The following is a 19,646-nucleotide window of genomic DNA, read 5'->3' on the forward strand; positions in this document are numbered from 1 at the left end:
TCCTATAGCGAATCGGCTTCGTACCAGCACGCTTTGGATTCAATACAGGTATGTTTCTGCTTCAACGCCGTAAAAGGCGTATCCAGCGTACCGATCGCTATCGAAACCCACTCCGAAAACTTCCCCTTCGAATCAGACCAGAACAGCGACGAGCCGCAGTGGGAGCAGAACTGACGTGTGACACCTTTGGACGATTCGTAACCCTTGAGCGCCGTTGCTCCCGCCACGACAGAAACCGCCGACCTGGGCGCGCTCGCATACGTCGCGAAGGCCGCTCCGTGGCCCTTCTGGCATTGTTTGCAGTGGCAATGGGTGACGGCTTTCAGCTCTGTGGATACGTGATATTCAACGGCGCCGCACAGGCAGCTGCCTTGGTGAAGCTCATCCATGTTCATAGGTTCCTTGATTTTCGTCGCGATACTGTAGCGGTCTGGCTCAAGGTTTGGCGATGGCTGCAGCGATCAGAAAGCGGCGGCGCGCAATCACACCGAGGACCAGCGGCACCTACCGCATGTCGCAAAACACCGAAAGTCCGACGTCAGGCTTCAAAGAGTGGCCGGCGCAGCCGATAACGTGTTCATAAAAGCGACGTACCGAGAGGGCTACCCCATGTCTATAAAATTACGCTTGTTGCTGCTGATTGGTACGAGCTTGCTCACCGCGCTGATCGTGAGCCTGGTCAGTTACGTGGGAAACACCCGGATGGCCGAAGCGGTGAAGGACAACGAGGTCAGCATGACCGCGCTGCGCAATCACCTCGAAGCCGACATGATGCACGACGCGCTGCGCGCCGATGTGCTGTCCGCGATGGTGGTCGGGCTGGGCAAAAGCACCAGCAGCAAAGCCGACGTGCGCAGTTCCATCGAGGAGCATGCGGCGCATTTTCGTGAAGTGCTGGGTGAAAACCTCAAGCTGCCGGTCAACGACACCATCAAGGCCGGCCTGAACAAGGTCAAGCCGAGCCTCGACACCTACATCAGCGCGGCCGAGCGCATTGTCGGTCTGGCGCTGGAAAATCCGGATTCCGCGCAAAAGGAACTCGGCACGTTCAATACCGCGTTCAGCCAACTGGAGGACCAGATGGCGGCCCTCAGCGAGGTGATCGAAACCAACACCCAGCAGACCAGTAAAAGCACCGAGCAGGCCATCAGCAGCGCCAACTTCACCCTGGGTATCGTGCTGATCAGCAGCCTGTTGTTACTGCTTATCCAGGGACGCTGGGTGATTCTGAGCATCATGGGGCCGTTGCAGACCGCCAGCCGCATCGCCCAAAGCATCGCCCACGGCAACCTCAGCGAGCCGATCGTCGAACCGACCCACAATGACGAAGCGAGCGCATTGATCCGCAGTCTGGCGACCATGCAGCGCGACTTGCGCGGCATGATCGAGGTGGTTCGCAGCAATGCGCATGGCGTCAGCGGCATGAGCGTGCAGTTAAGCAGTGGCTGCCATCAGGTCGCCGACAGCAGCCAGCAGCAAAGCGTCGCCGCCAGCACCATGGCCGCTGCCGCGAGCGAAATGACTGCCAGCATCGAGGAGATCACCCGTCACGCGGAACGCGCACTGAACATGGCCAACCAGGCCGAGGCACTGGCCAAGGATGGTGGTCGCGTGATTCATCAGGTGGTCAATGACATGGACGGCATTGCGCGTTCGGCGCAGCAGTCAGCCCAGGTGATCCGCACGCTGGACAAGGAGTCCGAGGGGATTTTCAGCATCATTCAGGTGATCAAGGGCATCGCCGATCAAACCAACCTGCTGGCCCTCAACGCCGCGATCGAGGCCGCTCGCGCCGGTGAACAGGGCCGTGGTTTTGCCGTAGTGGCCGACGAAGTCCGCAGTCTCGCGGGACGCACCAGCGCCTCCACGCAGGAAATTGCCAGCATGGTTTCGCGCATCCAGCAAAGCACCCGCGAGGCGGTGACCAGCATGGAGGCGGGCGTTGCGCAGGTCGACAAAGGCATGGCCGTAACCGCCGACGTCGAACGCGCGATCCGCGAAATCCTCGAGGCCACGCTCAATACCACTGAGCTGGTGAATGACATCACCCGCACAATCGGCGAGCAGAGCCTGGCCAGTAACGAAATTGCCCATCAGGTGGACATGATTGCCGGGATGTCGGAGGGCAACAGCAAGATTATTGGCCAGACGGCTTCGACTACCGATGAACTATCGAGCCTGGCGGGCAAGTTGTCGCAGTCGGTGGATCGGTTTCGGCTTTGAGGCTTGTGTGCTGATCCATTGATTTTCGGTATTTGTAAGGGCCTCTTCGCGAGCCTGCTCGCGAATGCGCCAGATCAGACAACGCAGAACCCATTCCTTAAAGATATTTATCTGTAACCGCCCCCTCCGACGCACTGGACACGGTCTTCGCATACTTGGCCAGCACCCCGCGTTTGTACTTGGATTGCGGGCGCACCCAGCGGGTCTTGCGCTCGGCCAGTTCGGCATCGGAGACGTCCACGGTGATCTGCCGGGTTTCAGCATCAATGGTGATCTTGTCCCCGTCTTCAATCAGCGCAATCGGCCCGCCTTCAAAGGCTTCCGGCGTGATATGCCCCACCACGAATCCATGGGAGCCGCCGGAGAAGCGACCGTCGGTGATCAGCGCGACCTCCTTGCCCAGGCCTTTGCCCATGACCGCCGACGTGGGCGAGAGCATTTCGCGCATGCCCGGCCCACCCTTGGGCCCTTCGTAACGAATGACGATGACGTCGCCGGCCTGGACTTCGCCATTGAGAATTCCGGCCAACGCGCCTTCTTCACCGTGATACACGCGCGCCGTGCCTTCAAAGCGCAAACCTTCCTTGCCAGTGATCTTGGCCACCGCGCCGGTCGGTGAGAGGTTGCCGCGCAGCACCACCAGATGAGAGTCCTTTTTGACGGGGCGGTCGAACGGCAGAATCACGTCCTGGCCTTCGGGGTAGTCGGGCACGTTTTCCAGGTTTTCTGCCAGGGTCTTGCCGGTCACCGTCAGCACGTCGCCGTGCAGCATGCCGGCCGCGAGCATGCGTTTCATCAACGGCTGGATGCCGCCAATGGCCACCAGCTCGCTCATCATGTACTTGCCGCTGGGGCGCAGGTCGGCCACCACCGGGGAGATCTTGCCCAGCTCGACAAAATCGTCCAGCGTGAGCTCGACATCCACTGCATGCGCCATGGCTAAAAGGTGCAGCACGGCATTGGTCGAGCCGGCGAGGGCGATCACCACGCGGATGGCGTTCTCGAAAGCTTTGCGAGTCATGATGTCGCGCGGCTTGAGGTCCAGCTTGAGCAGCTCCATGACCTGCTGACCGGCGCGGAAACTGTCTGAGGCTTTATCGCTGCCGACGGCGTCCTGGGAACTGGAACCGGGCAGGCTCATGCCCAACGCTTCAATGGCCGAGGCCATGGTGTTGGCCGTGTACATACCGCCGCAGGAGCCGGGGCCGGGGATCGCCACTTCCTCGATCTGCTTGACCTGAATCTCGTTGATGTCACCGCGGGCGTGCTGACCCACGGCCTCGAACACGGAAATGATGTCGGTATGGCCAGCGCCCGGGCGAATGGTGCCGCCATAGACGAAGATCGACGGGCGATTGAGCCGCGCCATGCCGATCAGGCACCCCGGCATGTTCTTGTCACAACCACCTACGGTTACCAGGCCGTCAAAGCCCTCGCAACCGGCCACCACCTCGATGGAATCGGCGATCACTTCCCGCGACACCAGCGAATACTTCATGCCTTCGGTGCCGTTGGCGATGCCGTCGGAAATGGTGATGGTGTTGAAAATGACGCCCTTGGCGCCCGCGGCATTCGCGCCTTTTTCCGCTTCAACAGCGAGTTTGTCGATGTGCATGTTGCACGGCGTGACCATCGCCCACGTCGAGGCGATGCCGATCTGCGGTTTCTTGAAGTCCTCATCCGTGAAGCCCACGGCCCGCAGCATGGAACGGCCGGGCGCGCGCTCCACGCCGTCGACCACTTGAGAGGAGTACTTACGCAAATTGTCTTTGTCGCTCATGACGTTCCCTTCTATCCAGATCGCTGGCCCGACCGGTGTGGCCCGAAGCAACGCATAGAGTCTAGACCCGGCGGCGACAAAAATCAGTTTGCTAATCCAGCGACCCCGCACACACCTCCCGAAGACATCCGCGCAACCACTGGTGCGCGGCATCGGCGTCCATTCGCGGGTGCCAGAGCATTGAAATGGTGATCACTGGCGTGGCGACCGGAAGGGCAAAACTGTGCAGGCCGGCGCGCAGCGTGTGGGTGTGGCGTTCGGGCACCGTAGCGATCAGGTCTGAGGCCCGCGCCAGCGCCAGCGCGGCGGAAAAACCGCCGACGATGGTGACGATCTCACGGGTCAGTCCAAGCGTGTTCAACGCATCATCCATCGGCCCTTGGTCCCGTCCACGCCGAGAGACCAGAACATGCCTGCCGCCCGCATACCGGGCGGGCGTGATCTTGCCCTTGCTCAGTGCATGCCCCGGGCGTACCACGCCGATAAAACGGTCCTGGTACAACGCGCGGGTGCGCACTTCCGGGCTGGTGGTGTCCGCCACAACGCCGGTTTCCAGATCGACCGTGCCGTCACGCAGCAGCGTGCTGTCCTGGTTCAGTTTCTGCAAAAAGTGCAACCGTACCCCGGGTGCTACTTCGCTGAGCCGGGCAATCAGCGCCGGTCCGAAGTTCTCTACAAAGCCGTCGCTGGTACGCAACGTGAAGGTACGCGCCAGTTGCTTGAGGTCGAGCTGCTCGGCGGGGCGCAGTACCGCTTCGGCGTGCTGCACCAGTTGGGCGACGTGTTCGCGCAGTTCCAGTGCTCGGGGTGTCGGCACCAGGCCGCGTCCGGCGCGGACCAGCAGGGGATCGCCAGTGGTTTCACGCAGTCGAGCCAGCGCCCGGCTCATCGCCGAAGGGCTCAGCCGCAGTCGTTGGGCGGCACGCGCCACACTGCCTTCGGTGAGCAGCGCATCGAGGGTGATCAGCAGGTTCAGGTCGGGAGTCGTCATGGTTCAACGTTAGCACGGCAGGGCGATGACATGGCGTTGCGTGCAGGTATCAAGTGCAAGTGGTGCGTCTTCCGCCATGCCCGGCGCGGGCATACGCTGAAGGCCGACACTTCATCAAGGGCCCAACCATGAAACTCACCACGCCATCCGGCTCGGCTCGCTGGGCGCTCGCCAGCCTGTCGCTGTCGATGTTGATGCCTTCACTCGACACCAGCATCGCCAATGCTGGCTTGCCGGTCGTGTCCCAGGCACTCGACGCTTCTTTCCAGCAAATCCAGTGGATCGTCCTCGCGTATCTGCTCGCAATCACCACGTTGATCGTCAGCGTTGGACGCTTGGGCGACATCGTCGGTCGCCGTCGCTTGCTGTTGAGCGGGATCGGCATCTTTACCTTGGCTTCACTGGCCTGTGGTCTCGCGCCTTCGCTGGGGTGGCTGGTCGCAGCGCGAGCGGTGCAAGGCCTCGGCGCGGCAATCATGTTGGCGCTCACCGTGGCGATGGTCGGTGAGACGGTGCCCAAGGCGCAGACCGGCAGCGCCATGGGATTGCTCGGCACGGTGTCGGCGATCGGCACCACGCTAGGGCCATCGCTCGGCGGCGTGTTGATCTCTGGTTTCGGCTGGCAGGCGATTTTTCTGATTAACCTGCCGCTGGGCGTTTTGAACGGTGTGCTCGCGTATCTCTACTTGCCTGCGGATCGCCAAATGCCGAAGGCTCTGCGCGGCGGTTTCGACCTGGCGGGCACGTTGGTTCTGGCCCTGACGCTCGGTGCGTATGCGCTGGCAATGACAGGGGGTGAAGGCGATTGGGGTTCGCTCAACCTCGCGTTACTGTTGATCGCTGTTGCCGGGGCAGGCGTTTTCCTGTTCGTCGAGGCGACGGTTGCATCGCCCCTGATCAAACTGGCGCTGTTGCGTGATCGGGGATTGAGCGCGAGCCTGGCCATGAGCATGCTCGTCTCGACGGTGATGATGTCGACGCTGGTGGTCGGGCCGTTTTATCTCTCGGGCGCACTCGGTTTGAATGCCGTGTTGGTCGGGCTCACGTTGTCCGTCGGCCCGCTGGTTGCCGCGTTGACTGGCGTGCCCGCCGGCCATCTGGTGGACCGTTTTGGCGCACAGCGCATGACCGTTTTGGGGCTCGTCGCGATGGCGTTCGGCGCTTGTGTGCTGTCGATGATGCCGACGCGTTTCGGTGTCCTCGGCTACCTCGCACCCATCACCGTGATCACCGCCAGTTATGCGCTGTTTCAGGCGGCCAACAACACGTTGATCATGACCGGCGTGAGCCAGGATCAGCGCGGCGTTATTGCCGGACTGCTCAGCCTGTCACGCAATCTCGGGCTCATCACCGGCGCCTCGGTGATGGGCGCGGTGTTTGCGCTGGCGGCATCGACAACCGACGTCACCCGCGCAGCCCCGGAAGCGCTCGCCCATGGCATGGCAATCACCTTTGCGGTCGCGGCGGGGGTGATTGGCCTGGCGCTCGCCATCGCGTTGCCCGCCTTGAAAAGTGAACGCGTGGTGGCGTAAATCCAGGCGTCAAAGCCGTAGGCCAGGATGATCCCGACCACTCGCATGATCAGCCCGCCGATCAACAGCGTATGAGACAACTTCAACAATCCCCAGGTATGGCTTGCCACTGGGGGCGGGTGCTGCTTCGTCATGCGTCAATGCAACGAATGCCGCCTCAGGGCCTCATATGAAAAGGACGGGTCCACCGCTGCAGGTATGCATGGGATGGCCACGCGCACATTTACCCCGACAACAGGTGACTGCTTTTATGACCGCAGCTGACAAAAACCATGTGACCTGGCTGGTTGAGCAATCGATGCTGCATGCCGCCAGGCAACGGGCCAAACTCTATTCGGGGCAAGGTCGGCTGTGGCAACAGCCTTACGCCCATACCCGGCCCCGTGATGCGTCAGCCCTGGCCTCGGTGTGGTTCACCGCCTACCCGGCGTCCATCGTCACCCGTGAAGACGGCAGCGTGCTGGAAGCCCTGGGCGATGAAACCTTATGGCATGCCCTGTCGAAAATCGGCATTCAAGGCATTCACAATGGGCCGCTGAAAATGTCGGGCGGCCTGACGGGCACCCAACGCACACCGACCATTGACGGCAATTTTGACCGCATCAGTTTCGAGATCGACCCGCAACTGGGCACCGAGGTGCAGCTCCAGGCACTGGTGCGCATGGCCGCCGCGCACAATGCGGTGATCATCGATGACGTGATCCCTTCGCACACCGGCAAAGGCGCGGATTTCCGCCTGGCCGAGATGGCCTATGAAGACTATCCGGGTCTCTACCACATGGTCGAAATCCGCGAAGAGGACTGGCCGTTGCTGCCGGACATTGCCGACGGTCGTGATGCGCAAAACCTCAGTCCGCTGCAGGTCGACGTGCTCCGGGACAAGCACTATATTGTCGGCCAGTTGCAGCGGGTGATCTTCTTCGAACCCGGAGTCAAGGAGACCGACTGGAGCGCGACGCCGGTCGTGATCGGCGTCGATGGCAAGCCGCGACGCTGGGTCTATCTGCATTACTTCAAGGAAGGTCAGCCGTCACTGAACTGGCTGGACCCGACCTTCGCCGCGCAGCAGATGATCATCGGTGATGCGCTGCACGCCATTGACGTCATGGGCGCGAAAATCCTGCGCCTGGACGCCAACGGATTCCTCGGCGTGGAGCGCACGCTCGACGGCACGGCCTGGTCTGAAAGCCATCCGTTATCGATCACCGGTAACCAGTTGCTGGCCGGTGCTATCCGCAAGGCCGGTGGTTTCAGTTTTCAGGAGCTCAACCTGACCGTCGACGACATTGCCAACATGTCCCACGGTGGCGCCGACCTCTCGTATGACTTCATCACCCGACCGGCCTACCAGCACGCGTTGCTGATGGGCGACACCGAGTTCCTGCGCTTGATGCTGCGCCAGATGCATACCCTCGGTATCGACCCGGGTTCGCTGATCCATGCCTTGCAAAACCACGATGAACTGACCCTGGAGCTGGTGCATTTCTGGACGCTGCATGCCCATGACACCTACCTCTACCAGGGCCAGACCTTTCCGGGCAACATCTTGCGCGAACACATTCGCGAGCAGATGTACGAACGTCTGGCGGGCGAGCACGCGCCCTACAATCTGAAATTTGTCACCAACGGCGTGTCTTGCACCACCGCCAGCATCATCACGGCAGCGCTGGGGATTCGTGATCTCGACGCGATGACGGCGGCGGACATTCAACAGATCCGCCAGGTGCATTTGCTGTTGGTGATGTACAACGCCATGCAACCGGGCGTGTTTGCGCTGTCGGGTTGGGACCTGGTCGGCGCGCTGCCGTTGCCGGCTGAACAGGTCGAGCACTTGATGGGTGATGGCGACACCCGCTGGATTCATCGTGGCGCCTACGATCTGGTGGACCTCAATCCGGATGCGCCGCTGTCCGCGGGTCTGATGCCACGTCCGAAGACGTTGTATGGCAGCCTGCCCAGCCAATTGAAAGACCCGGATTCGTTCGTCTCGCAACTCAGAAAAATCCTCGCCGCGCGCCGCGCCTACGATATCGCCGCCAGTCGGCAGATTCTGATTCCGGATGTCCAGCACCCTGGGCTGCTGGTCATGGTCCATGAATTGCCGGCCGGCAAAGGCACGCAAATCACCGCGCTGAACTTTGGCTCGACGCCGATCACCGAAACCTTGCACCTGCCCAATATCGCGCCGGGGCCGGTGGTCGACATCATCAACGAGCGAGTCGAAGGTGATCTCACCCCTGAGGGTGATTTCACCATTACGCTGGATGCCTACGAAGGATTGGCACTGCGCGTGGTGAGCAGTTCGCCGATGATTTAAGGGCGTTGGCTGGCGTCAGGGAACAAGGTCCTGACGCCTGATGGTCTGCCGTCCAGATGCGGCGCTAATCAGCCTCGACACGTTTGAAGGACACTGAAAGGATTTTTTTAAGGTACCTGGCCATGGGGGTTTCTATCTTTTTGTGGACGACATAAGACGCACTTATCATCAAGGCGATGGTGCCGCACAGTAGTAGGTGCGGGTTCATCGCCGGATAAGCAACGTTAAAGATCATAAAGCCGATCATTTGATGGAGCAGGTAAAGTGGATAAGTGAGCGCGCCTAATGCAGTCCAGTTCAATGCTCCGATGGCTGCCGTTTTATTCGTTGCGATCAAAAGAAACGTCATGAAGAACAAGATAATCATGCTGGATACGATCAGGAGATCGAATTCGGTTGAATATTTTGATTCGAGCAGTTTGGCCCAGACAATGGCCGTGTAGTTGGCCAATGCCAATGCACCTGCCAACAGGAGCACACGTGTCGTCGTGAATCCCTTGGCCCAAATAATGTAGAACGTCGCACCCGCGATGAAATAGGCCGCGTAATCGGTAATTAATATCGAGCGCAGTTTTTCAAAAGCGAGCACTTCTGCGGTGGCTGAGACCAATAGCCAAAGCACGAGGTAAGTCTCTATTTTTTCTATTTTCTTGAAGCCCAACACAATGGATATCATCACGTAGAACTTTATTTCTACAAACAGGGACCAGTAGACCCCGTCAATCGGCGGCACACCCATCAAGTCGCCAAGGAATGTCATGTTAATAATGTATTGGTAAAAATCAGCCGTGAATCTCGGCTGTCCGATGGCAAGAGTGATCAGGAATGTGAGGGTGCAGCACACCCAGAATGCAGGGCAGAGACGAACGACACGGGATATAAAAAATACCCTGAGATTATTGCTCGATGCGGTCATCAGAATAACGAATCCGCTGATCATGAAAAAAAGTTCTACGCCCAGATAACCATATTTCGCAGGTTCGGCCAATAACGGGTAGGGCATTACAGACAGGTCGCCCTTTGCATACCCGCGAAAAGCATAGTGAAAAAACACGACTGCAATTGCCGCGAGGAAACGCAGCAAATCCAGTTCTTTCAGCCGGCGTTGGATCATGTCGATGCGCTCCAGACGTGTTAGCGCGAATTGGAAACTGACCACGCTGCCGATTGAAATTTGACCCTGGCCGACCGCTACAGCAGCAGTAGCGCCTCGTGGACTTCAATTGAAGGTGTCATGCCTTTTTTGCGTCGGCTGTCGAGCCAGCGCCTGGTTTTGTCTATATCGAAGATCTGGCCCTGATCCATCAAGGACAAAAGGAGCTCATCGCAAACCCGATAGCGACCGCAGTCCGGGCAATCCCTTTCCTCCCACGGGCCTAGACACTGAATGCGTTCCGCCACGCCGACACAGATAAGGCAATTCATCGTGATCATCCATTTTTTGTTTTTTAACCGCCGTCCGTGAGCCGTTTGAGACGCCCGGTACGGGAATCGTCGGTTGCACGCAGGGGGCTGGAACTCGGTCGACCCATACGGTCGAACGAAAGTTCAGGACGGTGACGCTGCCAGCATAAACAGGTCGTATCTATCACCTGAGCCGACGTCAGTCAGGCGACGGTTGGACGGCTATCGACGCCGTTGCCACACCTTGACGTAGTCGACTCTAAAGGTAGAGGGCAGGTCAGCATCGTCGACCACGCCGAACCATTTCCACATGGCCTCACTGTCAAAGACGATCTCCATGGGGAAGAAGAAGTGGTTGTTCTTCGATTCCCTGACCAGCACGCCATCGACGTACCAACGCAGGGTGTCGGGCTGCCAGTCGAAGCCGTAGATATGGAACGCATCCGCCAGGCGCCACGGACTGATCCAGACGCTGCCATCGGCGATGTGCTCGGTGCTTTGCGGCGTGGCCCACAGGTGGGCATTCATGTTGTACGAACGGTCCAGGGCCGCGTCTTTGGTCTTGCCGGCGATTTCAAAGATGTCGATTTCGGTGGCGTTGTCGGCCATGCCTGTCCACGCGAGCCAGAATGCGCTGGAGCCTGCCGAGTTCATGGGTTTGGCACGTGCTTCGTAGTATCCGTAAAAGCCGCGTTCAAGGGTCCGGACCATCGCTGAGGTGTAGTCCTTGAAACCGAGTTTGACGTACTTCTGCGGCAAGGTTTCCTTGCGAAAGACGATGTTCAGGTTGCCATTGTTGACGGTGGCATTGTTCGGCGTGTAAAGCGCCGGTTTACGTCCGAGCGACTCGTTCCCGATGGCGTTGTTAACGTGCCAGCGTGTGCGGTCGAGGGTTGTGCCATTGAAGTCGTCGGACAGTGTCGTGTTGAGCGTCCACTGACCGGCATTGGCCTGATCGGACAACGGCAGATTGGCGTTGGTCCGGGTCGGCAATGTGCCTAGTGGTCCGACACGGGTCCAGGTATCGGCTTGTTTGGGAATGGCAACGGACCACTTATCCGCCAGGTACTGAAATGCATGCTGGCGTTCTGCGAGGGAGGCAAACGCACGGTCGTACACCAACACTTCCGCGATGTCGCCGCGAAAGTTATCGGAATTGCCGACGGCATTGCGCCCGACTGCATACGGACCAATCGGCACATCGTAAAGCTCCAGAACGGAAACGGTCGGTTCATACGCGGTGGTCTGTTGCAGGCTGATGGCGAAATTCGGCAAGACGTTATCGTTGTGGGCGTTTTGCGGGCTTGAGCTGAACAAGCGTTGCCAGGGATCAACCTCGGCTTGTTCGGGCGGTCGACGGGACACGATCAATACCGTCACAGGGCCTTTGGCGCTGCGGATGGTTTTACCCAGAAACGCCGACACGCCACTGAATCGCACAACCGAATGACCATTCACGGCGTTTGCCATCCGCTGTGGCTGCGAGGCGGCATCGTCGACTGTGGCGTGATTGGACTTGCCTGATTTGTCTTTCCATTGCTGGACGCGGTTCTGCGCATCCAGGGTCATGCTTGACGCATCGGCCGCGTCCAGCCACAGCACGAGCCCGGTGTTGGGTGCACCGGGGGACGCTTGTGCTGCGTTGCAAGCCATCGAAATCGACAGCAGCAGTACCAGCAGCGATCCTTTAAACATCATTTGACCGCAATCAGCGCTGGAATTTCGAATGAAGACTGATACCCCTGCGGATTACACGACTGCCACCGCCAGGTATCGACAATCATCTGTTGAAGATCGCGTTGTGCGCTCCAGCCCAGTTCCCGCCCGGCCTTGCTGGGATCGGCCCAGCATTTGGCAATGTCACCTTCGCGTCGCGGGGCGAAGCGGTAGGGAATGGTGATGCCGGTGATGTCCTCGAAGCTATGGATGATCTGCAGCACGCTGTAGCCAATGCCAGTGCCCAGGTTCCAGAAATTGATGCCGTTGTGGTGCTGCAACACCTGAAGCGCCTTGAGGTGGCCGATGGCAAGGTCGACCACGTGGATGTAGTCACGCACGCAGGTCCCGTCCACGGTGGGATAGTCGCTGCCGTACACCGTGAGTTCGGGTATCCGGCCAATGGCGACCTGTGTCAGGCATGGCAACAGATTGTTGGGTCGGCCTCTGGGATCTTCGCCGATCATCCCGCTTTCGTGAGCGCCAATCGGGTTGAAGTAGCGCAATAACCCGATGCTCCAGCGTGGATCGGAGTGGCACAAATCGGTGAGCAACTCTTCGATCATGAGCTTGGTGCGGCCATAGGGATTGACCGGTTTGCCGGTGCCGAAATCTTCGGCAATCGGTGTTCGTGTGGGCTCGCCGTACACCGTGGCTGATGAGCTGAACACCAATTGGAATACGTCGTTGCGAGCCATTGCCCGGCACAGGTTAAGCGTGCCGGCGACATTGTTGGCGTAGTAGTCCAGTGGTTTGCGCACGCTTTCTTCAACGGATTTGAGGCTGGCAAAATGCACCACGGCATCGATGTCATAGCGGCTGAAGATGTCGTCTAGCAGGATCGAATCACGGATGTCGCCATTGATGAAATCGACCCGGGTCAGGGTCAGTTGCTCAAGGCGCGCGATGCACTCTCGACAGCTGTTACACAGGTTGTCGAGCACCAGCACATTGTGTCCGGCATTGATGAGCGCCAAAGCGGTATGGGAGCCGATGTAGCCGGCCCCGCCAGTAATCAACGTAGTTTTGCGCATGGTGAGGTCTTCCTGTCTCAGGGATTGAATTCAGCGGGTGGTGAAAACCGATTTGAATTCTTGCGGCCAGCGCGGGTGCATGACGCTATACGCCACGGCATAGCTCAGCGCGCCAACCACGATGTTGCAGATCAGGTGCAGGTAGCCTTGAAAACCTAGCTGCGGTGACACATACAAGACGGTTGCTGCCATGACGAGTGAGGCAATCACGCTGCGGTAATTGGAGTCGAAGAACCGGCGCCAGCCGTAACCGATGGCCGCATTAAGTCCGCGGACTTGCAGCGGTGTGATGATCAACATCCGGGCCAGTAGAGCGAGGGCCGCGGCCATGCCGCCATAAACGTTGCCGAAGCAGTAGACCAGCGCCAGCGCCAGCACTGTGGTTACCACTTCAGCCCTGATCGTGAGGTGGCTGCGGTTGACCGCTACCAGTGCGGTGGTGGCGTACATGGCGGTGTTGCCAATGGCCGCCGTGCAGGCCAGCACTTGCAACAGGGGAATGGCTTCGGCCCACTTGGCGCCGAATATCAACAGGATGAGGTCGTTCGCCGTTAGCGCGATACCCATGAACAGCGGCGTCAACAGAAAGCCGCTCACGGCGGTTGAGTCGCCAATGATCCCGAGCAGTCGCAACGGCTCTGCGCTGCGCCGGGCGAACACCGGCAGCGCATAGCTCAGCAGGCCGTTATATATCGCAGTGCGTGGCAGATCGATGATGCGCATCGCCATGTTGAACATGCCGACCGCGTTCGCGCCGGCCGTCATCCCAAGCACCACGTTGACCCCGCGCTGAAGTGTTTGAGAACTCAGTGCGTTGATTGCAACCGGTGCGCCGGCCTTCAACAGTTCGCGCAAGACTGGACCGTCGATAAGAAAGGCAATGCGGCGCCGGTCACCGCGCATCAACACGATGATGGACACCCACTCCATGATCACCGCCTGGGCAATCACTGCCCATGCCCCGAATCCCCAGAGTGCGACAGCAATGCCGGCCACTCCGCCGAACACCTTGCCCATTAACGTGCGTGACGCCAGCATCCTGAAGTTGCCGCTACGGCGCATTTGCGCCACATAGACACGCGCCATCATGGTGAACAGGATTTTCACCGAGGCCACCGCCGTCATCCATTGCAGCATCGGGTCGGGCGTATACAGCATCACCGCCCCCGAGATGACGACGATGGAGGCCAGGCTGACCAGTACCGCGGCCCAGAACGCGGTAGAGATGTGTTTATCTTCCAGTCGTTCGAGCCGTACCAGCGGATCTTCGAGCACCGAGGAGTAGATGAGACCGACCAACTCGACGATGGCAATGATGATCGTGCCCACCCCCAGTTCGGCGGGCGACAGCAGCCTGGCATACACGACAAAGGTAATCATCGACAGGAAAATCAGGCCGAATTTTTCGGTGAAGATCCAGCCCAGGGAAATGAGTCGTCGATTGGCCATGGCGGATACCGGTTCAATGAGCGGTGGTGGACACCGTTGGCTTGCGCAATGATCTGGCGCGGGCATAGAGGTAGCGCAAGGTCGGTTTGCCGTGGTCGAAGAACAGCGTTTGCCAGGAATGTCTCAGCATTCGCTGGTACACATCGATCACCTCGACATGCCAGCCGCCTCGGGAAAAGGTATTGAGAAAGTCGGTGTGGTTGCCCAGCACGAAATCGATCTGTTGCTGCTTGCTGAGCTGAGCGCCATAGCGGGCGAGATAGACTTCGATGAACCGGATCTTGTTCTGGTAGTGCTTTTTCGGTTGCGCGGTCATGTTGCCGCTGTTGACCGTGCGCTCGAGCAGCACCTGGGGCACCGTGTGGATCTCCCAGTGTTCGGCGATTCGGGTCCACATGAAGCGGTCTTCGCAGTAACGCAGGCCGGCATCGAAGCCGCCGAGTTGCATCATCACGTCACGCTTGACCAGCGCGGCGGATACGCCATTGAGGACGTTGGCGTGGATGAAATCGTAAAAATGCATGCCGCTCTTGCGGATGTTGTCCAGTTGTCGCCTGCCGTCGCTGTAGTTGACCTGCGTGTAGCAGTCGATCAGCCCCACCGGCCGTCCCTGACGACTGAGTTCGTCATACAGTGCCAGTTGTAGCTCCAGTTTTTGCGGACGCCATTGGTCATCGGCATCGAGCATCGCCACAAACGTCTCTTGAGAGTGCCGAATCCCGTGGTTTCGGGCGCTGGCCTGACCTTCGTTGGCTTGCTGCAACAGCGTCAGGCGAAACGGCGCGGCGAAGTCTTTGACCCGTTGTGGTCCCTCATCGGTGGAACCATCGTCAATAACGATGACGTGATCGGGCAATCGGGTTTGATCGGCCAGGGATGCCAGCGTTTGCTCAATGCTGTCGGCGCCGTTGTACATCGGTATCACGACGCACACTGAACTCGGTGAAGGGGAGGTTTGATTGGGCACGGGTGTTTCTCCTTTTGTTACGCCTGGGCTGAGTCGCGCGGTAATCCCTCACCAGACGAACGCTGGCGCAGGGTTGTCGGTGATAATTCGGGGTAGGTCGCGTGGTGACGCCGAAAGGACAGGGCGAGGGTGCAAAACACCAGAAACTCGGCAGAGCGGTAGTTGGGGATCACGTAAGCCACATAGTTGGTGACGACGAACAAACCGATGATCACTAGTGCGCTGGCGCGAAACTGTGCCGACTGGTTCGCCGTCACGGCGCGGTACTGTTTGAACAGCGCTTCGCCCAGCAGCAGCACCAGCGCGGTCAGCTGGATAAAGCCGCCGTTGAGCAGGGTCTCCATGTAGCCGCTGTGGGCGTTGCCGATGTAGCCCCAGCGAGTGATGAAAGCGTCGGCGTCGGGGCTGGCCCAGAAGGCACCGAAGCCGTACCCCTTGAGCCACTGCTGGTCGATAAAAGGCGCGAGCAGTTCCCAGATCAACGTGCGGTCAGTGAGTGACGGGTCGCGGCCGGCGATCTCCAGCAGCCACGCAATGTGGTTGTACAGCAACAGGCAAACCAGCAGGAACACCAGCGTGCAACCGAAGAACAGCCACTGCGAGCGGTTGATACGTAAGCGGATCAGGGTGAGGAAGTACCAGTAGCTCACCGTACCGGAAACTATCAATGCCACGCCGGTCGCCGACTGGGCGAGCAGGATGGCGATCAGTGAAAAAAACGAGCAGAAGAGGGCCCAGCGGTTGCCTTGGCGGATCATCGGCAGCAACAGCAGGATGGCGATCGCGTTGAGCCGTGCGCCGGCGTTCTTTTCGGTAAAGATCCCCTTGAATGCGCCGTCGCGAATACCTCCGGATAAGAACGCGACGCCAGGCATGACCACGGCGAGTATCAACCCGATCAACGCCGCCACGCCGATGGCACAGCCGAGCATGAAGGTGATTTTTTCAAGCGGGTAGTTATAGGCAATGAAACCGGCGAAAAATACCACGCTGAGCATCGCGATAATCCGCTTGAACGTCAGCATCGGGTCGTAGGACCAGCCAATCGAGGCGATCACACAGAGCATGAACACCAGCAGAAAGAAGTTGCTGCGGTAAAAGGTTTTGCTGAGGAACACCTTGTTGCGGATGAAGAAGAACAAGGGCACCAACAGCGTGATGAGGCCGCAGACTTGGTTGGCGACGCTGCCTTCGAGGTCTTTACCGACGTCGCCGAAGCTGGATGCGCCACCCAGTCCGAGGACAAACGTGATCACCTGGATGTAAAACAGCACGCCGAACAAGGTGAAGCCATCGCGTAACGTCGAATATCTAATCTCCAGTGGTTTCATGATGCTGGACTCCCGAGCATCGCGGCGAGGTAGGTCTGCACCGCGCTGGCATTCATGAATCGGGCGGCCGCCTCAACGCGGGAATGACGCTGCAAATTCCGCGGTGTGGAAAGTTGCAGGGCAATCGCCTGCGCCAGTGCGAGCGGGTCGTCGACGGCGACGAGCGGCGCAACCAAGCCGCCGATCAAAATTTCCTGGGGACCATGAGGGCAGCGGGTCGCCACCACCGGCGTGCCCGTGGACAACGCCTCTACCAGCGCATTGGGACTGCCCTCGAAGCGTGACGACAGCACAAAGCAATCGGCCGCCGCCACTTCTGCCAGGGGATCATGGGTGTAACCCGGCAGGTCGACGCGATCGGCGACGCCCAATGTGCGTGCCTGATCAAGTAATCGAACCCTGAGTGTGCCTTCACCAAAAATGATCAAGCGGACGTCACTATCCGGCAGCGCGGCGAACGCTGTGATCAAGGTGTCGAAGCCTTTTTGCGGCGCCAGGCGACCCACGGCGACAATCACCAAGCTGGACTTTTCCAACAGCCAGCGGTGGCTTGGCAGCCCCGGCGTCTTGTCGCGGAAGTCGTTGTCGAGTACCGGGTTGTCGGCAATGGTCACGTCCTGACGGCGCGCAAGGGTGGTATCGATCAGGTCCTGGGCGACACCGCGCGAAACGCAGATCACCGGGTTGGGAATAAGCCGATACAGCAGCGGTGCCACCAGATACGCGACCCGCACCATGAAGTCGGGGTTAACGTGTTTGTCATGGGAAAAGGCATTGCGCTCGCTGACGTGCAGCCGTGCCAGCGTGCCGGACAGCACGGCTGCGGCGATCGCCACCACGTTGACGTGAGTGAGGGCCGCCAGTTGCGCATCAAAGCGATTGGCGCGAAGAAATCGCGCGAGTGCCGGCACCGCACGAAAGCTGCGCGGGCTGCGCAATTCAACCTTTTTGACGCGTGGGTCGAGGTGCGCCGCATTGATGCCGCCGCCGGTAAGCATCAATAACGTCACGTCATTGCCCGCGTCGACCAGCGCTCCGGCCAGGCGCGTCATCATTTTTTCAGCCCCGCCCGCGCTGAGGTCATGCAGGATAATCAGCAATTTTTTCATTGGTTCCATACCTGGTAATACGCCTGCGCCGCGTGCTGGCTGGTGTACGGGCGGAGGGCGTCAGTGACCATTTTTTCGCTTGGAGCAACGTGATCCCGTGATGTCAGGCTTCGCAGCATTCCATTGGCCAACGCCGGTATGTCGTTGGCCTTGACCAGTTGGCCAAGCTGGCCGTTGTCCAGCAGTTCTCTGGGGCCTGTCTCGCAGTCGCATGCCAGCACGGGCGTACCCAGCGCCAACGCCTCGATCAGTACGGTCGGCATGCCTTCATGGAGGGAACTCAGAATGAACAGGCGTGCATGCCTGAGCAGTGGATAGGGGTTACTCAGGAAACCGGTAAAGTGCACCCGGTGCGCGATGCCCAGGCGATGCGCCTGAGCGGTCAGTGCGTCGCGCAACGGGCCGTCGCCGGCGATCACCAAATCCGGCAGCGCCTGGCGGTGCAACGCCATGGCGTAAGCATCGAGCAACAGGTGAAAACCCTTCTGTTCCGTCAGCCGACCCAGCCCCAACCAGTAGTCGCCGGGTAACCCGGCGGGCAGCGGCGCTTGTGAGGCTTGAAACAGTTGTTCGGTGATGACCGCGTTGGGGCAATAGGTAACTCGTTGCTGACCCCATGGGAGTAAGTCGACGAGAGACTGGCGCAATGCCGTGGAGACCGTCACCACTTTTCCGCTGCCGCAGAGGTACAAGGCATAGAGCAGGCGCAGGCTTGAAGGGCCGGTTTTCTGCTCAGTGCAATTAAGCGTTATGTGCCGGCTATAGATGACTTTGCAGGCACTGCCCAAGGTTGCGAACCAGGTGCAGACATTGGCCTGTTCTTTGGCGGAAATGAGGTGGGTGACGTCCTCGCGACGAATGAGCCGGCGCAACAGGACGATCGATCTGAGCAGACCGACGATACCGTTCCCACCGCCGTTGTTGTGGCGTTGATCGCCTTCAGTGTCCGGCGTCTCACCGTTCATGACGAAAAAGCTCACCCGCTGGCCATCCTTGAGAAATTGCTCGGACAGCCGTTGCTGGACGCGCTCGACACCGCCGCCCGACTTGAAATCCTTGAGAATAAACAGGATATGCATGGTCACTCCTCAACGCTGATGGCGACTTTGCGTGACGCGATGAGCGCCAACAGGTGCACAAAGTTGTTCGGGTAGTCGATGAGGTAGCGCTTGATCGTATGGGGCTCGCGATACATGCGATAAAACGCGCGCAGATGCAGGCGATTGATCAGCGCCGGGTAATAGTTGCGTGTGGCCAGGGCTTCCTGGCGAATGAACCCGCCACAGGTGAATGCGACTCCGCGAAACCCCGCGCGCAAGGCGTCCTGCTCGAATTGCTCTTGCAGTCCGGCACCCAGGCCAACGATCAGGATGTCCGCTTCGCTGCGGCAGATGTCGGCCCGAATGCCCTCGGCCTGGGACGCTGTGAAGTAACCGTTGTGGTAACCGGCGATGACCAGCCGCGGGTAAAGGGCCTTGATCTTGCTGACGAACAGGTCCAGTTCCGCTTGCCGGGCGCCGACGAAATAGACGCGCTTGTCCAGTTGCTCAGCGCCCCTGAGTACAAGGTCGGCAATAGACGTGAAGTCAAAGCTGACCCGTCCGATCCTCCTGCCGGTGACACGCGACATGAATGTCGACATCAGCATGCCGTCGCAAAAATAAGTGACGGCGCCCGGGGCCTGCTCGAAGACACTGCCGATGGACGCAAAGTTGATGAAGGAATAGGCCTGGTTGGCCTCCAGTAACTTCGGTGAGAATTGCCCGACTAATTCCAGCCTGATCATGGCGCGG

General features: G+C 59.4%; 15 protein-coding genes and 1 pseudogene. 4 read left to right on the forward strand and 12 right to left on the reverse strand.

Annotated features, from left to right (window positions below; all coding sequences use genetic code 11):
- Positions 1-2 precede the first annotated feature (2 nt).
- On the reverse strand, positions 3-389 hold the full coding sequence (locus ACA068_RS12820) for a GFA family protein (RefSeq protein WP_497310155.1): 387 nt from the start codon (positions 387-389) through the stop codon (positions 3-5).
- A 220-nt stretch (positions 390-609) separates the two neighbouring features.
- Here ACA068_RS12820 and ACA068_RS12825 point away from each other — a divergent pair.
- Together ACA068_RS12825 and ACA068_RS12830 are read left to right on the forward strand one after the other, a co-directional pair.
- A pseudogene (locus tag ACA068_RS12825) lies at positions 610-1,365 on the forward strand (MCP four helix bundle domain-containing protein); the annotation flags it as partial.
- 132 nt (positions 1,366-1,497) lie between these two features.
- Complete coding sequence (locus tag ACA068_RS12830) at positions 1,498-2,223, forward strand: methyl-accepting chemotaxis protein (RefSeq protein WP_438269360.1); 726 nt, start codon at positions 1,498-1,500, stop codon at positions 2,221-2,223.
- A 97-nt stretch (positions 2,224-2,320) separates the two neighbouring features.
- Here the strand turns inward: ACA068_RS12830 and ilvD are convergent, their stop codons facing one another.
- Entirely contained in the window at positions 2,321-4,003 is a 1,683-nt protein-coding gene (ilvD, locus tag ACA068_RS12835; protein ID WP_497310156.1) for a dihydroxy-acid dehydratase, read from the reverse strand.
- Positions 4,004-4,094: 91 nt separating this feature from the next.
- Positions 4,095-4,994 (reverse strand): LysR family transcriptional regulator, encoded by a 900-nt coding sequence (locus ACA068_RS12840; protein WP_497310157.1) that lies wholly within the window; start codon positions 4,992-4,994, stop codon positions 4,095-4,097.
- A gap of 128 nt (positions 4,995-5,122) precedes the next feature.
- Between ACA068_RS12840 and ACA068_RS12845 the strand changes: the two genes are divergently transcribed.
- Together ACA068_RS12845 and treS are read left to right on the forward strand one after the other, a co-directional pair.
- A complete protein-coding gene (locus ACA068_RS12845; protein WP_497310158.1) occupies positions 5,123-6,526 on the forward strand; it encodes an MFS transporter in 1,404 nt (467 codons plus the stop codon).
- 250 nt (positions 6,527-6,776) lie between these two features.
- Positions 6,777-8,843: a maltose alpha-D-glucosyltransferase gene (treS, locus tag ACA068_RS12850; protein ID WP_497310159.1), complete on the forward strand. Its 2,067-nt coding sequence runs from the start codon at positions 6,777-6,779 to the stop codon at positions 8,841-8,843.
- 64 nt (positions 8,844-8,907) lie between these two features.
- On the opposite strand, the gene ACA068_RS12855 is transcribed toward treS, so the two are convergent.
- The 9 genes from ACA068_RS12855 to ACA068_RS12895 form a co-directional block, all read right to left on the reverse strand.
- A complete protein-coding gene (locus ACA068_RS12855; RefSeq protein ID WP_497310160.1) occupies positions 8,908-9,957 on the reverse strand; it encodes an acyltransferase family protein in 1,050 nt (349 codons plus the stop codon).
- A 512-nt stretch (positions 9,958-10,469) separates the two neighbouring features.
- Entirely contained in the window at positions 10,470-11,945 is a 1,476-nt protein-coding gene (locus ACA068_RS12860) for a family 16 glycosylhydrolase (RefSeq protein ID WP_497310161.1), read from the reverse strand.
- Positions 11,942-12,997 carry a UDP-glucose 4-epimerase GalE gene (gene galE, locus ACA068_RS12865; RefSeq protein WP_497310162.1) on the reverse strand — a complete coding sequence of 352 codons (1,056 nt, stop codon included), beginning with the start codon at positions 12,995-12,997 and terminating at the stop codon, positions 11,942-11,944. The genes ACA068_RS12860 and galE overlap by 4 nt, the downstream gene beginning before the upstream one ends.
- Before the next feature lie 30 nt (positions 12,998-13,027).
- Positions 13,028-14,446, reverse strand: a complete 1,419-nt coding sequence (locus ACA068_RS12870) for an oligosaccharide flippase family protein (protein ID WP_497310163.1) — start codon at positions 14,444-14,446, stop codon at positions 13,028-13,030.
- Positions 14,447-14,459: 13 nt separating this feature from the next.
- Positions 14,460-15,413 carry a glycosyltransferase family 2 protein gene (locus ACA068_RS12875; protein WP_497310164.1) on the reverse strand — a complete coding sequence of 318 codons (954 nt, stop codon included), beginning with the start codon at positions 15,411-15,413 and terminating at the stop codon, positions 14,460-14,462.
- Positions 15,414-15,430: 17 nt separating this feature from the next.
- Complete coding sequence (locus tag ACA068_RS12880) at positions 15,431-16,744, reverse strand: O-antigen ligase family protein (RefSeq protein ID WP_497310165.1); 1,314 nt, start codon at positions 16,742-16,744, stop codon at positions 15,431-15,433.
- Positions 16,741-17,853 carry a glycosyltransferase gene (locus ACA068_RS12885; protein WP_497310166.1) on the reverse strand — a complete coding sequence of 371 codons (1,113 nt, stop codon included), beginning with the start codon at positions 17,851-17,853 and terminating at the stop codon, positions 16,741-16,743. The genes ACA068_RS12880 and ACA068_RS12885 overlap by 4 nt, the downstream gene beginning before the upstream one ends.
- A complete protein-coding gene (locus ACA068_RS12890; RefSeq protein WP_497310167.1) occupies positions 17,850-18,932 on the reverse strand; it encodes a glycosyltransferase in 1,083 nt (360 codons plus the stop codon). Before ACA068_RS12890 ends, ACA068_RS12885 begins: the two co-directional genes overlap by 4 nt.
- 2 nt (positions 18,933-18,934) lie before the next feature.
- Positions 18,935-19,639, reverse strand: a complete 705-nt coding sequence (locus ACA068_RS12895; RefSeq protein WP_497310168.1) for a WecB/TagA/CpsF family glycosyltransferase — start codon at positions 19,637-19,639, stop codon at positions 18,935-18,937.
- Positions 19,640-19,646 lie beyond the last annotated feature (7 nt).

Source organism: Pseudomonas sp. LBUM1660 (assembly GCF_059695935.1).

Coding starts and splice junctions, on each gene's coding strand:
- ACA068_RS12845 (WP_497310158.1), top strand. CDS start 5,123: ATGAAACTCACCACGCCATCCGGCTCGGCTCGCTGGGCGCTCGCCAGC.
- ACA068_RS12890 (WP_497310167.1), bottom strand. CDS start 18,932: ATGCATATCCTGTTTATTCTCAAGGATTTCAAGTCGGGCGGCGGTGTC.
- galE (WP_497310162.1), bottom strand. CDS start 12,997: ATGCGCAAAACTACGTTGATTACTGGCGGGGCCGGCTACATCGGCTCC.
- treS (WP_497310159.1), top strand. CDS start 6,777: ATGACCGCAGCTGACAAAAACCATGTGACCTGGCTGGTTGAGCAATCG.
- ACA068_RS12870 (WP_497310163.1), bottom strand. CDS start 14,446: ATGGCCAATCGACGACTCATTTCCCTGGGCTGGATCTTCACCGAAAAA.
- ACA068_RS12895 (WP_497310168.1), bottom strand. CDS start 19,639: ATGATCAGGCTGGAATTAGTCGGGCAATTCTCACCGAAGTTACTGGAG.
- ACA068_RS12855 (WP_497310160.1), bottom strand. CDS start 9,957: ATGATCCAACGCCGGCTGAAAGAACTGGATTTGCTGCGTTTCCTCGCG.
- ACA068_RS12885 (WP_497310166.1), bottom strand. CDS start 17,853: ATGAAAAAATTGCTGATTATCCTGCATGACCTCAGCGCGGGCGGGGCT.
- ACA068_RS12860 (WP_497310161.1), bottom strand. CDS start 11,945: ATGATGTTTAAAGGATCGCTGCTGGTACTGCTGCTGTCGATTTCGATG.
- ACA068_RS12840 (WP_497310157.1), bottom strand. CDS start 4,994: ATGACGACTCCCGACCTGAACCTGCTGATCACCCTCGATGCGCTGCTC.
- ACA068_RS12830 (WP_438269360.1), top strand. CDS start 1,498: ATGGCCGCTGCCGCGAGCGAAATGACTGCCAGCATCGAGGAGATCACC.
- ilvD (WP_497310156.1), bottom strand. CDS start 4,003: ATGAGCGACAAAGACAATTTGCGTAAGTACTCCTCTCAAGTGGTCGAC.
- ACA068_RS12880 (WP_497310165.1), bottom strand. CDS start 16,744: ATGAAACCACTGGAGATTAGATATTCGACGTTACGCGATGGCTTCACC.
- ACA068_RS12820 (WP_497310155.1), bottom strand. CDS start 389: ATGGATGAGCTTCACCAAGGCAGCTGCCTGTGCGGCGCCGTTGAATAT.